Below are 12,745 nucleotides of genomic sequence, written 5' to 3'. Positions count from 1 at the left end.
CTCAAACCAAGTTCAAAGTCGGGGGGCTGCGCAGGGGGCACAGCGCAGAAAAATGTCGCCTCAGCGCAGCAGCGCCAGCAGGGGGGTGATGATCCAGTCGATCACGGTGTAGCCCATGTCCATCAGCGGCCGCAGCCACAGGCTGCCCACGATGCCCAGCAGCACCAGGGCCAGCACGATGAAAAAGCCAAATGGCTCCACGCGCGACAGCAGGAGGGCGGCGCGTGTCGGCAGCAGGCCCACCAGGATGCGGCCCCCATCCAGGGGCGGCAGGGGGAACAGGTTGAAGGCCCACATCACCAGGTTCACCAGAATGCCGGCACGCGCCATCTCGATGAAGAAGCGCTCCTGCGTGCCGGCCACGGCCAGGATCACCAGCAGCACGGCCCAGGCGATGGCCTGGACGAAGTTGGAGGCCGGGCCGGCCAGGGCCACCCAGATCATGTCGCGCTTGGGATGGCGCAGGTTGCCGAAGTTCACCGGCACCGGTTTGGCATAGCCGAACAGGAAGGCCCCGGAGGTGGAGAAGTACAGCAACAGCGGCATCAGGATGGTGCCGATGGGGTCGATGTGCTTGAGCGGGTTGAGGGTGATGCGGCCCATCATCGCGGCGGTCTGGTCGCCAAAATGGCGCGCAGCGTAGCCGTGGGCCGCCTCGTGCACTGTGATGGCGAACAGCACAGGCAGGGCGTAGATGAGGACGGTTTGTATGAGGTCGGAGGCGTTCACCGCCTCATTGTCGCAAACCTGGCGCCCCGTTGGTGCGTGGACCTACAAACCAATGCGGTCCAGCAGGCCGGCACCTTGTCGCAACACCGTCGGCTCGTCCCCTGCGCCCATGGGGGTCAGGTCCAGCACGGTGGTGGGCTCCAGGGGGCAGGCACCGGCGTCGATGACGGCGTCAATCTCGTGCTCCCAGCGTGCGCGGATGGCCTGCGGGTCGTTCATGGGCTCGCTCTCGCCGGGCGCAATCAGCGTGGTGGCCAGCAGGGGGGCGCCATGCAGCTCCAGCAGCATCTGGGTGCCCTTGCGGTCGGGCACGCGCAGGCCAATGGTCTTGCGCGAAGGGTGGCTGACCCGCCGTGGCACCTCCTTGGTGGCGTCCAGGATGAAGGTGTAGGGGCCTGGCGTGGCCAGCTTCATCAGGCGGTACTGCTTGTTGTCCACGATGGCGTAGTTGGCCAGTTCCGACAGGTCCCGGCACAGCAGCGTCAGGTGGTGCTTGTCGTTCACCTGGCGGATCCGGCGCAGCCGGTCCACGGCGTTCCGGTCGTCCAGCTGGCAGACCAGGGCATAGCTGGAGTCGGTGGGAATGGCCAGCACCCCGCCCTTTTGCAGCAGGGCCACGGCCTGCTTGAGCAGCCGGGGCTGGGGGTTGTCGGGATGAATCTCGAAATACTGTGCCATGGACGATCCTTGGTGATGCCGTGGTGGCAAGCCTAGCGCAGCTGGGCCCAGTCTGTCGTCAGTCCGGTGGAATTTGTCGCCCACCGTGGGCGCGGCAGTCCCGGTGCTTCAGGGCGCCGGGGCGCGCACGATGCGGTCCTGCAGCAAGTCCCAGACGGGTTGCAGCCCCGGCAGGTCGGCGGGCAGCCCCCCCAGGTCGATCTTGGACTCCTGCGGGCTGTGAAAGTCGCTGCCGCGCGAGGCGGCCAGGCCCAGCTCGCGGGCCAGTGCGGCATAGGTCGCGTATTCGTGCGGCGCATGGCTGCCTGTCACCACCTCCACGGCCTGACCGCCACAGGCGCAGAAGCTGCTGAACAGGGCATGCTCTTCGTTGGCCGTGAAGCCATAGCGGGCGGGGTGGGCCATCACGGCGACACCCTGTGCCTGAGTGATCCAGCCGACGGCTTCCTGCAGGCTGGCCCAGCGTTGGGGCACGTGGCCTGGTTTGCCATCGGCCAGGTAGTGCTTGAACACCTCGGGGATGTCCTTGCAGACGCCGGTCTCCACCAGGTGGCGTGCAAAGTGGGTGCGCGAGATCAGTGCCGGGTTGCCCACATAGCGCAGTGCGCCTTCGTAGGCGTTGGGGATGCCCACGGCCTCCAGCTGGCGGCCCATCTCCTGGGCGCGTGGGCCGCGGCTGTTGCGCAGATCGGCCAGGCCTTGCTGCAGCGCGGGATGTTCCGGATCAACGCCCAGCCCGACGATGTGCACGCAGGCCTGGGCAAAGCTGACGGAGATTTCGACCCCGGCCAGAAAGTCCAGCCCCTGCGCGGCGGCCGCCTGCTGGGCGGCAGGGATGCCGGCCAGTTCATCGTGGTCGGTCAGCGCCCACAGCGTGACGCCGGCCGTGCGGGCGCGTTGTGCCAGCTGAGCGGGCGTGAGGGTTCCATCCGAAAACGTGGAATGGCAGTGAAGGTCGGCATGGAACCTGGCAGGCATGGGGTGGGGGTCTCAAGGGGGGTGTAAGTGGGTACAAACTGCCTGGGCAAAAACGCAGACAAAAAGCAACTGTGTTTTTAACGCGGTTTGCTTTGGCGCAATAGCTGTCGTGAATCCTGGGTCGGCAAAAGGGCTTCTTCCAGATACTGCGTCGGCAGGTGTCGGGCGCATTGCACCAGCCACCGTCTGGGCTGCGCCCTGCCGCAACAACAACAAAGCGCAAAGGGAGGGAGGGGTATGCAATTCAAGAACTGGTCGGTGTCCCAAAAAATCTGGGTGTTGCTGTTTGGCGTGCTGGCCTTGACGCTGGCCGCCGGCTTCGGCATGACCACCTACATCGGGCGTGTGGAAGCACAGGTGCGCTCGGAAATCCAGAATTATGAAAGCCGCATCCGCCTGGCGGTGCAGTGGCGTGGCGTGACGGACTTGGCGATTGCCAACGTGGTCCTGGGGGCCATGTCGAGCGAGGACGAGGTCAGCCGCTACGCCGCGGGCAAGGTAAAGCAAGGGGTCGAGGGGGCCTCGGCCCTGCAGCAGCAGCTCGAACAGGTGCTGACCAGCCAGGACGGTCACCAGCAGCTGGAAAAGATCGCCCAGGCGCGCAGCAAGGTGCTGGAGATCAATGGCCAGCTGAGCGCGCTGCGCAACCGCGGCGAGCTGGCGCATGCCCGCCAGATGCTCGACAGCCAGTTGCTGCCGGCCGTTGCGGTCTACAACCAGGCGCAGACCGATCTGGTGACGCTGCAGGAGCGCATGCGGGACCAGACCCTGGCCGACAGTGCCCAGGATCGCGACGCCGCCATGCTGGTGGGCAGTGCGGCGCTGTTGGCGGTGGTGGTGCTGGGCCTGCTGCTGTCCATCGTCATCGTGCGCCAGATCACGGTGCCGCTGGACCAGGCGGTGGCGCTGGCGGACACGATTGCTGCGGGCGATCTCACGGCCGAGGTGCAGGACGATCGCAAAGATGAACTGGGCCGCTTGCTGCGCAGCCTCCAAGCCATGGCGCAGCGCCTGCGCGACGTGGTGTCGGAAGTGCGCAATGGTGTGGAGGCGGTGTCGTCGGCGGCCTCGCAGATCGCCACCGGCAACCACGACCTGTCCGGCCGCACCGAGCAGACCGCCGCCAACCTGGAAGAGACCGCCGCCAGCATCGAGGAGCTGACCTCCACGGTCTCGCAGTCGACCGACACGGCACGCCAGGCCAACCAGCTGGCGACGACCGCGGTGCAGGCGGCCGAACGTGGTGGTCATGTGGTGGAGCAGGTGGTGACCAGCATGCAGCAGATCACCCACAGCAGCCACAAGATCAGCGACATCATCGGCGTCATCGACGGCATCGCCTTCCAGACTAACATCCTGGCGCTGAACGCGGCCGTCGAAGCCGCCCGCGCCGGTGAGCAGGGCCGCGGCTTTGCTGTGGTGGCGGGCGAGGTGCGTTTGCTGGCAGGCCGCAGCGCCGAGGCGGCCAAGGAAATCAAGGCCCTGATTTCGGCCAGCGTCAGCAATGTGGATGCCGGCTCGGCCCAGGTGGCCCAGGCCGGTGCCAGCATGCAGGAGATCGTGGCCAGCGTGCGCCGGGTGACCGACCTCATCGGTGAAATCAGCGCCGCCGCCAGCGAGCAGCATGACGGGTTTGCGCAGGTGAGCCAGGCGGTGAGCAACCTGGACCAGATGACCCAGCAGAACGCCGCCCTGGTCGAGGAATCCAGCGCGGCGGCCATGTCCATGAACGAGCAGGCCCAGCGCCTGGCCCAGGTGGTGGCGGTCTTCAACGTGGGACAGGCCGGCATGCCCAGCCCCCGCCCGCTGGCAGCCAGCCGCCCAGGGGCGAACGTGGCGCGGGCCGCATCGGCCGCGCCGGCGCGCCAGGCACCGGCCCCAGCGCTGCGGTCCCAGGCTGCGCCATTGCCCTTGCTGGGTGCGGCGGCGAAGGCCGGCGGCCATGCGCCGAACCAGCCGGCTTCGGCCGACGCGGGGGCGTGGGAGGACTTCTAGCCCTAGGCGCTGCGGCTTTATCCGATCAGGGTTTGCCAGGGACTGCCCGCCCACGGGGCGGTGAAAAAATCAAACACCCTCCAGGGGCCAGGCCCCGGAGGGTGTTTGCACATGGGAGGCAGGCCGACCTCGCCACGGGGCCGGTCCGCAGACAACAACAAGGAATGGAGAGAGGGCCATCATCATGCGTTTGAACAATTTGCCTGTGGCCGTGAAGCTGTGGGGGGTGGTATTGGGGTCCATGGGGGCCATGCTGACGCTGGCATTCAGCCTGTTGGTGTTCGCCGAGCGCACCGCCGAGCAGGTGAACGCCAAGACCCAGGCGGCGGATGTGCGCATCGCCACCACCATGCGCTGGAAGGCGCTGACCGAACTGTCGGTGGAGCGGGTGGTGGTCAGCGCCATGTCGTCGGAGTCGGTGCTGGTGCAGGAAATGAAAGCGCTCAGCGCCCAGGGCATTGCGCGCATCAGCGAATTGCAGAAAGAGGTCGAGGCCCAGGCCGATTCGGAGCAGGAAAAAGCCCAGCTGGCCGTGGTGGCCGGCAACCGCGCCAAGGCGCTGGAAGCCGTGGCCAAGATCAACCGTTCGCGCGAAGAGGGCGATGTGCTGCAGGCGATGGAGCTGGCCGTCCAGGCGCTGCGCCCCGCGGCGGCGGTGTACGTGAAGTCCCAAGATGATCTGGTGCAGCTGCAGGAGCAGATGCGCAACCAGGTGCGCGAGCAGGCCCTGCAGGAGCGCCAGCGCACCTACTGGGTGGTGGGCGCGGCCAGCCTGGTGCTGGTGCTGGTGGGCGTGGCTCTGGCCGGCATGATCGTGCGCTCCATCACGCGGCCGCTGGGCCGTGCCGTGCATTTGGCAGACACGATTGCCGCCGGCGATCTGACCGTGGACGTGCACGACGAGCGCAAGGACGAACTGGGCCACCTGCTGCGCAGCCTGAGTGCCATGACGCAGAAGCTGCGGACCGTGGTGGGCGAGGTGCGCAATGGCGTGGATTCAGTGTCCTCGGCCGCCAGCCAGATTGCCACCGGCAACCAGGACCTGTCGGCCCGCACCGAGCAGACCGCGGCTAACCTGGAGGAAACCGCGGCCAGCATCGAAGAGCTGACCGCCACCGTGACCCAGTCGGCCGACACCGCGCGCCAGGCCAACCAGCTGGCCTCCACCGCCGTGCAGGCCGCCGAGCGCGGCGGTGAGGTGGTGCAGCAGGTGGTGCACAGCATGGAGCAGATTAATGCCTCCAGCCGCAAGATCAGCGACATCATTGGCGTGATCGATGGCATCGCCTTCCAGACCAACATCCTGGCGCTGAATGCCGCGGTGGAAGCCGCGCGGGCCGGTGAGCAGGGCCGTGGCTTTGCCGTGGTGGCCGGCGAGGTGCGTTCCCTGGCCGGCCGCAGTGCTGAGGCGGCCAAGGAGATCAAGCAGCTGATCACCGCCAGCGTGGGCAATGTGGACGCCGGGTCTGCCCAGGTGGCGCAGGCTGGCGAGAGCATGCAGGAGATCGTGGCCAGCGTGCGCCGCGTGACGGATCTGATTGGCGAGATCACGGCCTCGGCCACCGAGCAGCGCGACGGCATCGGCCAGGTCAACCAGGCGGTCAGCAACCTGGACCAGATGACGCAGCAGAACGCCGCCCTGGTGGAGGAATCCAGCGCGGCAGCCATGTCCATGAACGAGCAAGCCCAGCGCCTAGCCGATGTGGTGGCGGTGTTCAACGTCGGCGCTGGCACCACGGCGCCACGCGCCGTGCCGCAGTCGTCTGCGCCGGCCATGAAGGCCCCCGTGGCGGTGGTCACCAAGGCGCCGGCCGCGCCGGTCCGGGCAGCACCGGCGGCCCTGGGTGGGGCGGCGCCCCAGCGCCCTGCTGCGGTGGCGGCCGCACCGGCGCCTGCCAAGCCCGCACCCGCTGCGGCGCCCAAGGCCGCCGTCGCCCAGGGGGGCGAAGACGAATGGGAAAGCTTCTGAAGTCGCCATCGCGCGGTGGCGCCTAGCCTGCGGCAGCAGCGTGGGGGCAGCGCCCCCGCTGCCCAGGCGGACATCCCAAGACCTGCGTGTGCAGGTCTTTTTTTATAGCTGGATGCGCCGGTGAATCCTGGAGTTTCAGCAGTTTTGGTGCTGAAAGCGCCTAAAGATCAGCGCTGCCAGCTCTGCTTTTGCGGTTGCCGCGGCCTCAGCCTTCGGCGCCTTCGACCAGGAACTGTACCTTGCGTTCGCCGCGCCACTCGTTGATGTCGAGGCGGAAGGCCAGGTGCACCCAGCCGGGCAGGGGTTCGGTGCGGCCGAACCAGATGCCGTCCACCACGTCGCCGCGGTGGCGCAGCTGCAGCTTCAGGTGCTTTTCACCCACCAGCCGCTGCGACAGCACCTCCACGTCCTCGCTGAAGGTGGGCGGGGCAAAACCCTGGCCCCAGACTTCCAGGTTCAGCTGCTCAACCACCTCGGCCTGGCGGAAGGCTGGGTCCAGCGGGCCATCGGTTTCCACGCAGCGCGTCAGCGTCTTGGCGTCCAGCCATTCCTGAGCGACCTGGGCAAAGCCCTGCTCGAAGGTGTGGAAGTGCTCTTCGGCGATGGTGCAGCCGGCCGCCATGGCGTGGCCGCCAAAGCGCAGCAGCACGCCGGGGTGGCGCTTGGCCACCAGGTCCAGCGCGTCGCGCAGGTGAAAGCCGGGGATGGAGCGGCCCGAGCCCTTGAGCTCGTGCGCCTTGCCGTCGGCCTGGCTGGCGGCGAAGACGAAGGTGGGGCGGTGCAGGCGGTCCTTGACGCGCGAGGCGACGATGCCGACCACGCCTTCGTGGAAGTCCGGGTCGAACACGCTGATGGCCGCCGGCGGCAGCACGCCGTCTTCGAACAGCTCATCGGCCAGGGCAAAGGCCTGCAGGCGCATGCCGGACTCCATCTCCTGGCGCTCGCGGTTGATGCGCGTCAGCGTGTGCGCCAGCTCCAGGGCCTTGGGGTAGTCGTCGGTCAGCAGGCACTCGATGCCGATCGTCATGTCGGCCAGGCGGCCGGCGGCATTGATGCGCGGGCCCAGGGCAAAGCCGAAATCCGTGGTGCTAGCCTGCCAATATTCCTTGCCGGCGGCCTCGTACAGGCCGCGAATGCCGGCTGGCATGTGCCCTTTGCGGATGCGCTGCAGGCCCTGTGCCACCAGGCGGCGGTTGTTGGCGTCCAGCTTGACCACGTCGGCCACGGTGCCCAGGGCCACCAGGGGCAGCAGGGTGTCCAGCTTGGGCTGATGGGCGGCGTCGAACACCCCGCGTGCGCGCAGTTCGGCGCGCAGCACCAGCAGCACGTAGAACATCACGCCCACGCCGGCCAGGGACTTGCTCTCGAACGTGCAGCCGGGCTGGTTGGGGTTGACCATGACGTCGGGCGCGGGCAGCTGCTCACCGGGCAGGTGGTGGTCGGTCACCACCACGGTCAGGCCCAGGGCCTTGGCCTGGGCCACGCCGTCCACGCTGCCGATGCCGTTGTCCACGGTCAGCAGCAGCTCGTGCCCCTGGGCGTGCACGCGGCGCGCAATCGGGGCGGACAGGCCGTAGCCGTCGGTGATGCGGTCCGGCACCTCGTAGCTCACATGCTGGGCGCCCAGCATGCGCAGGCCGCGGATGCCGACCGCGCAGGCGGTGGCGCCGTCGCAGTCGTAGTCGGCGACGATGCAGATGCGCTGCTGCCGCGCGATGGCGTTGGCCAGCACGCGGGCCGCCTCCTGGATGCCCTTGAGGCCGGAAGGCGGCAGCAGCTTGCCCAGGCCGGTGTCCAGCTCTTCGCAGGACTGCACGCCGCGCGCCACGTACAGGCGCGCCAGCAAGGGGTTGATGCCGGATTGCACCAGGGTCTGGACGGTGCTTTCCGGGATCGTTCGTTCAATGATCTTCATAGCGCTTGGTGCAAGCCAGCAAAGCGCTGGGGGCTGAAAACGTTCTTGATCTTGTCCACCAGCCCGCGTGGCTGGCTGTCCCAGCTGCGGGCGTGGTGTTCGCCGCACAGGCTCAGGGTGGCCGGGCCGCCCTGGGCCACATGCTGCGCCAGTTCGGCCAGGGGGCCGGCATCGGCGGCCAGCCAGGCCTGCTTCCACGCCGGCCAGTCCTGGCGCAGGGCCGCCTGGCGCAGCCCGTCCACCACCTGCAGCTGGACCTGGGCGGCAGCCTGCTGGCTGCGCGCCAGCGCAGCCGCATCCAGGCGGCCCGCGCCGTGCAGCCAGAAGGCGTTGATCGGCTGCAGGCCGCGTTCGGCGCGCCGGTCGTTGAAGGCGTGGGTGTACAGCAGCATCTGCACCTCGCTGTGCAGGCGGTGCAGGGTGCGTGCAGTCTGGGCACTGGGCAGCCAGGGGCTGACGTCGCGCAGCAGCACCCGGTCCAGCGAGGCCGGGCGCAGGTCGGCCAGCGGTGCACCGGCGATGCGCCACAGCAGCGGCGTGACGATGTCCAGCGACAGGCCGTCCTGGGCAAACCAGGGCTGCAGCAGGGCGTGCAGGGCCTGGGCATCGGCCAGTTCCAATTGCAGGCTGGCCGGGTCGTCCATGCGCACCTGGTCGGCCCCGGCAGTCCAGTGGCAGGGCGTCAGCCAGGCGCAGGGCGTGTCGACGGTCTGCGTGGCCAGGGCGGCCCAGGCGGGCCGCTCGGCGTCCAGCGCCCAGGTGCGCGCCACCACGCGTTCGTGCGGCGGAATCGGTTGGTCGGGCTGGCCCGGCGTTGCCCCGGCAGGGCGCAGGCTGCGCAGCAGGCGCTCCAACTGGGGCAGCTCGAGGGTGGACAGCAGGTGCTGGCAGCTGTCGTCCAGCAGGGCGGCATAGGGCAGCACCAGGTGGCGGTGGGCGGCGGCCGGGGCGGGCGACGCCAGGAACGGCGCGGGCAGTGCGGGCGGGGAAAGCGACATGGGGCCGTATTGTCCCTAAACCGCTGCCCAGCGTCAGTCTTGTATGACAAGGCCGGGCGGCGGCCAGTGCCACAATGCGGGCCACGTATGCAAATTCCTTACGAACTCGCTTTGGGCTGGCGCTACACGCGCGCCGGCCGCGCCACACGGCGCAATGGCTTCATCTCCTTCATCTCCGGGGTCTCCATGCTGGGCATCGCCCTGGGCGTGGCTGCGCTCATCATCGTGCTGTCGGTGATGAATGGCTTTCAGAAAGAGGTGCGCGACCGCATGCTCAGCGTGGTATCGCACATCGAGATCTTTGCGCCCAACGGTCAGGCGCTGCAGGACGTGGACGCCACCATGCGCCAGGCCAAGCAGCACCCCGAAGTGATCGGGGCCGCGCCCTTTGTGGCGGCGCAAGGGCTGATTGCCCGCGGCGAGGACATGAAAGGCGCCATCGTGCGCGGCATTGACCCCGCGCGCGAGGGCGAGGTGACCGATCTGGCCGCCACCAATGCCGAGGTGCTCAAGCTGCTGACGCCGGGCACCTTCAACATCGTGCTGGGCCAGGAGCTGGCGCGCCAGATGGGCGTGGGCGTGGGCGATGTGGTGACGCTGATCGCGCCCAGTGGCCAGGTGACACCCGCCGGTGTGGTGCCACGCCTCAAGCAGATGACCGTGGCGGGCACCTTCGATTCGGGCCACTACGAGTACGACTCGGCCATGGTCATGCTGCATTACGAGGATGCGCAGCGCATCTTCCGCTTGGAGGGGCCGACCGGCATCCGCCTCAAGCTCAAGGACCTGCAACAGGCGCCGCGCGTGGTGCAGGAGCTGTCGGGCATGATCACCGAGTTCCTCTACCTGCGCGACTGGACGCAGCAGAACAAGACCTGGTTTGCCGCCGTGCAGCTGGAAAAACGCATGATGTTCATCATCCTGACGCTGATCGTGGCCGTGGCCGCGTTCAACCTGGTGTCCACCCTGGTGATGACGGTGACCGACAAGCGCGCCGACATCGCCATCCTGCGCACCCTGGGTGCCTCGCCGGGGTCCATCATGGGCATCTTCATGGTGCAGGGCGCCATGGTCGGGGTGATCGGCACCCTGGCCGGGCTGTTGCTGGGCCTGGGCGTGGCGCTGAACATCGACGTCATCGTGCCGGCCATCGAGCACGCCCTGGGCGCCACCTTCCTGCCCAAGGACATCTACCTGATCAGCAAGATGCCCAGCGATCCGCAAAGCAGCGACATCGTGCCGATTGCCGTCATTTCCCTGATTCTGGCCTTCGTGGCCACGATTTATCCCAGCTGGCGCGCCAGCCGCGTGAACCCAGCGGAGGCCCTGCGCTATGAGTAAGCAACTGGTTCTGGATGCGCGCAGCATCACCAAGCGTTTCGAGGACGGGCACCTGAATGTGCAGGTGCTGCATGGCGTAGACCTGCAGGTCCATGCCGGGGAGACCCTGGCCATCGTCGGGGCCTCGGGCTCGGGCAAGAGCACCTTGCTGCACCTGCTGGGCGGGCTGGATGCGCCCAGCCAGGGCAGCGTCCAGCTCATGGGCCAGCCCCTGCACACCCTGAGCCCGAAACGCCAGGGCGAGCTGCGCAACCAGCATCTGGGCTTCATCTACCAGTTCCACCACCTGCTGCCCGAGTTCAGCGCCCAGGACAACGTGGCCATGCCGTTGCGCATCCGCCGCGATCCCAAGGCGCAAGCACTGGCCCAGGCGGCCCGCATGCTGGAGGCCGTGGGCCTGAAGGAGCGCATGGAGCACCGGCCTGCTGAACTGTCGGGTGGCGAGCGCCAGCGTGTGGCGATTGCCCGCGCCCTGGTGGCCCAGCCTGCCTGCGTGCTGGCGGATGAGCCCACGGGCAACCTGGACCGATCCACGGCTGACAGCGTGTTCGCCCTGATGCTGCAACTGGCCCGCAACCACGGCACGGCGTTTGTCATGGTCACGCACGACGAATCGCTGGCCGCCAAGTGCGACCGCGTGGTGCGTCTGGTGCAAGGCCGGCTGGCCTGAGGGCCGCCACCCTGGGCCTGTGGGGGCGCAGCCCCTAGGCCGGCACGGCGCCTGGGCGCGGGGTGGGCGCAAACGAGAACACCGGCATGCTGCTGACCGCCGGCGGCGGTGCCAGTTCCGGCCCGGGCGCCGGGTCCTGGGGTCTATGGTCCAGGGCCTCGGTCACGGCGCGCAACTGGGCCGACTGGTGCACGGCCGCCTCGGCCACCTCGTGGATGATGGCCGTCACCTGCTTGGAGGCGCCCATGATGTCCTGCATGGTCTGACCGGCCTGGCGCACCTGTTTCGCGCCACAGTTCACCTGCTGGCAGGACAGCTCGATCAGTTGCTTGATTTCCTTGGCCGCCGCTGCGCTGTGCTGCGCCAGGTTGCGCACCTCTGCGGCCACCACGGCAAAGCCACGGCCCTGCTCACCTGCACGCGCTGCCTCGACGGCCGCATTCAGGGCCAGCAGATTGGTCTGGAAGGCGATGGTGTTCATGACACCGATGATGTCGCCGATCTTGCGGGAGCTGGCGCTGATGCGCTCCATGGTGTCCATGACCTCGTGCACCGTATGTCCCCCGGATTCGGCCACCTGGCTGGCCTGCTCTGCCAGGGTGCGGGCCTGGGTCGAGCGTTGCACGCTGTCGCACAGGCCTTCCACCGCCGAGCGCAGCGTGGCCGCCGCCATGTGGCGCGCCGTGATGTCCGTGGCGTATTTGACGACCTTGAAGGGGCGGCCGCTGGCGTCGAAGATGGGGTTGTAGCTGGCCTCGATCCAGATCGGGCGTCCCTGCTTGCCCAGGCGCCGGTACTCGCCGGCATCGTGTTCGCCACGCGCCAGCTTGCGCCAGAAGGCCTGGTACGCGGCGCTGCGGGCTTCCTCGGGGGGCATGAAGATGCGGTGGTGCTGGCCGACGATTTCGTGCAGGGCATAGCCGGTGGCGCGCAGGAACAGGTCATTGGCGTGCAGGATGGTGCCATCCAGCTCGAACTCGATGATGGCTTGAACCTGGGCAATTGCCTGCAACTGGCCCTGGGCGTCGGCCTCGCGGTACTGCTGCTCGGTGATGTCCGTGGCGTATTTGACGACCTTGAACGGCTGGCCGTGGCTGTCGAGGATGGGGTTGTAGCTGGCCTGCAGCCAGATTTCGCGCCCGTCCTTGGCGATGCGGCGGTAGCGGCCGGCATCGTGCTGGCCCTGCCCCAGCCGCTGCCAGAACGCGGCGTACTCTGCGCTGTTGCGCGTGGCCTCATCGACAAACATGCGGTGGTGCTGGCCCTGGATTTCCGCCAGCGTGTAGCCGGTGGCCTTCAGGAAGTTGTCATTGGCATGCAGCACATGGCCTTGCAGGTCGAACTCGATCACAGCCTGCACGGCCTGGATGGCGGCCAGTTGGCCCTGCTGGTCTGCGGCTTTGCGGGTGTGGCGATTGAGCAGTTGTTTCCAATCAAAGTGCGGCATGGAAGGGCCTTGTGCGGGGAGAGGC

General features: G+C 68.0%; 10 protein-coding genes. 4 read left to right on the top strand and 6 right to left on the bottom strand.

The features are described from left to right. Positions 1–60 precede the first annotated feature (60 nt). From FYM52_RS04550 to FYM52_RS04540, 3 genes are all read right to left on the bottom strand, one after another. Positions 61–729 (bottom strand): site-2 protease family protein, encoded by a 669-nt coding sequence (locus FYM52_RS04550; protein WP_042411718.1) that lies wholly within the window; start codon positions 727–729, stop codon positions 61–63. 42 nt (positions 730–771) lie between these two features. Further along, positions 772–1,407 carry an L-threonylcarbamoyladenylate synthase gene (locus tag FYM52_RS04545; RefSeq protein WP_154163245.1) on the bottom strand — a complete coding sequence of 212 codons (636 nt, stop codon included), beginning with the start codon at positions 1,405–1,407 and terminating at the stop codon, positions 772–774. 108 nt (positions 1,408–1,515) lie between these two features. Then, positions 1,516–2,385 carry a PHP domain-containing protein gene (locus tag FYM52_RS04540; protein WP_154163244.1) on the bottom strand — a complete coding sequence of 290 codons (870 nt, stop codon included), beginning with the start codon at positions 2,383–2,385 and terminating at the stop codon, positions 1,516–1,518. 237 nt (positions 2,386–2,622) lie between these two features. Between FYM52_RS04540 and FYM52_RS04535 the strand changes: the two genes are divergently transcribed. Both FYM52_RS04535 and FYM52_RS04530 read left to right on the top strand, forming a co-directional pair. Next, positions 2,623–4,380: a methyl-accepting chemotaxis protein gene (locus FYM52_RS04535; protein ID WP_154163243.1), complete on the top strand. Its 1,758-nt coding sequence runs from the start codon at positions 2,623–2,625 to the stop codon at positions 4,378–4,380. Between the two features lie 184 nt (positions 4,381–4,564). After that, positions 4,565–6,349: a methyl-accepting chemotaxis protein gene (locus FYM52_RS04530; RefSeq protein WP_154163242.1), complete on the top strand. Its 1,785-nt coding sequence runs from the start codon at positions 4,565–4,567 to the stop codon at positions 6,347–6,349. A gap of 205 nt (positions 6,350–6,554) precedes the next feature. On the opposite strand, the gene recJ is transcribed toward FYM52_RS04530, so the two are convergent. Together recJ and FYM52_RS04520 are read right to left on the bottom strand one after the other, a co-directional pair. After that, a complete protein-coding gene (recJ, locus tag FYM52_RS04525) occupies positions 6,555–8,264 on the bottom strand; it encodes a single-stranded-DNA-specific exonuclease RecJ (protein WP_154163241.1) in 1,710 nt (569 codons plus the stop codon). Beyond that, a complete protein-coding gene (locus FYM52_RS04520; protein ID WP_238826120.1) occupies positions 8,261–9,262 on the bottom strand; it encodes a phosphoglycerate mutase in 1,002 nt (333 codons plus the stop codon). Before FYM52_RS04520 ends, recJ begins: the two co-directional genes overlap by 4 nt. Positions 9,263–9,349: 87 nt before the next feature. On the opposite strand from FYM52_RS04520, the gene FYM52_RS04515 reads away from it, so the two are divergent. Together FYM52_RS04515 and lolD are read left to right on the top strand one after the other, a co-directional pair. Then, a complete protein-coding gene (locus FYM52_RS04515) occupies positions 9,350–10,603 on the top strand; it encodes a lipoprotein-releasing ABC transporter permease subunit (RefSeq protein WP_043380208.1) in 1,254 nt (417 codons plus the stop codon). Continuing rightward, positions 10,596–11,273 carry a lipoprotein-releasing ABC transporter ATP-binding protein LolD gene (lolD, locus tag FYM52_RS04510; RefSeq protein WP_154163240.1) on the top strand — a complete coding sequence of 226 codons (678 nt, stop codon included), beginning with the start codon at positions 10,596–10,598 and terminating at the stop codon, positions 11,271–11,273. The genes FYM52_RS04515 and lolD overlap by 8 nt, the downstream gene beginning before the upstream one ends. 34 nt (positions 11,274–11,307) lie before the next feature. Here the strand turns inward: lolD and FYM52_RS19165 are convergent, their stop codons facing one another. Next, on the bottom strand, positions 11,308–12,720 hold the full coding sequence (locus tag FYM52_RS19165; RefSeq protein WP_154163239.1) for a PAS domain-containing methyl-accepting chemotaxis protein: 1,413 nt from the start codon (positions 12,718–12,720) through the stop codon (positions 11,308–11,310). Positions 12,721–12,745: the final 25 nt, after the last annotated feature.

Origin of the sequence: Comamonas sp. CAH-2, from assembly GCF_009668305.1 — a bacterium.
GTDB lineage: Bacteria > Pseudomonadota > Gammaproteobacteria > Burkholderiales > Burkholderiaceae_C > Comamonas > Comamonas aquatica.
The sequence above is the reverse complement of the archived record's forward strand: the minus strand, read 5'-3'. Positions and strand labels throughout refer to the sequence as shown.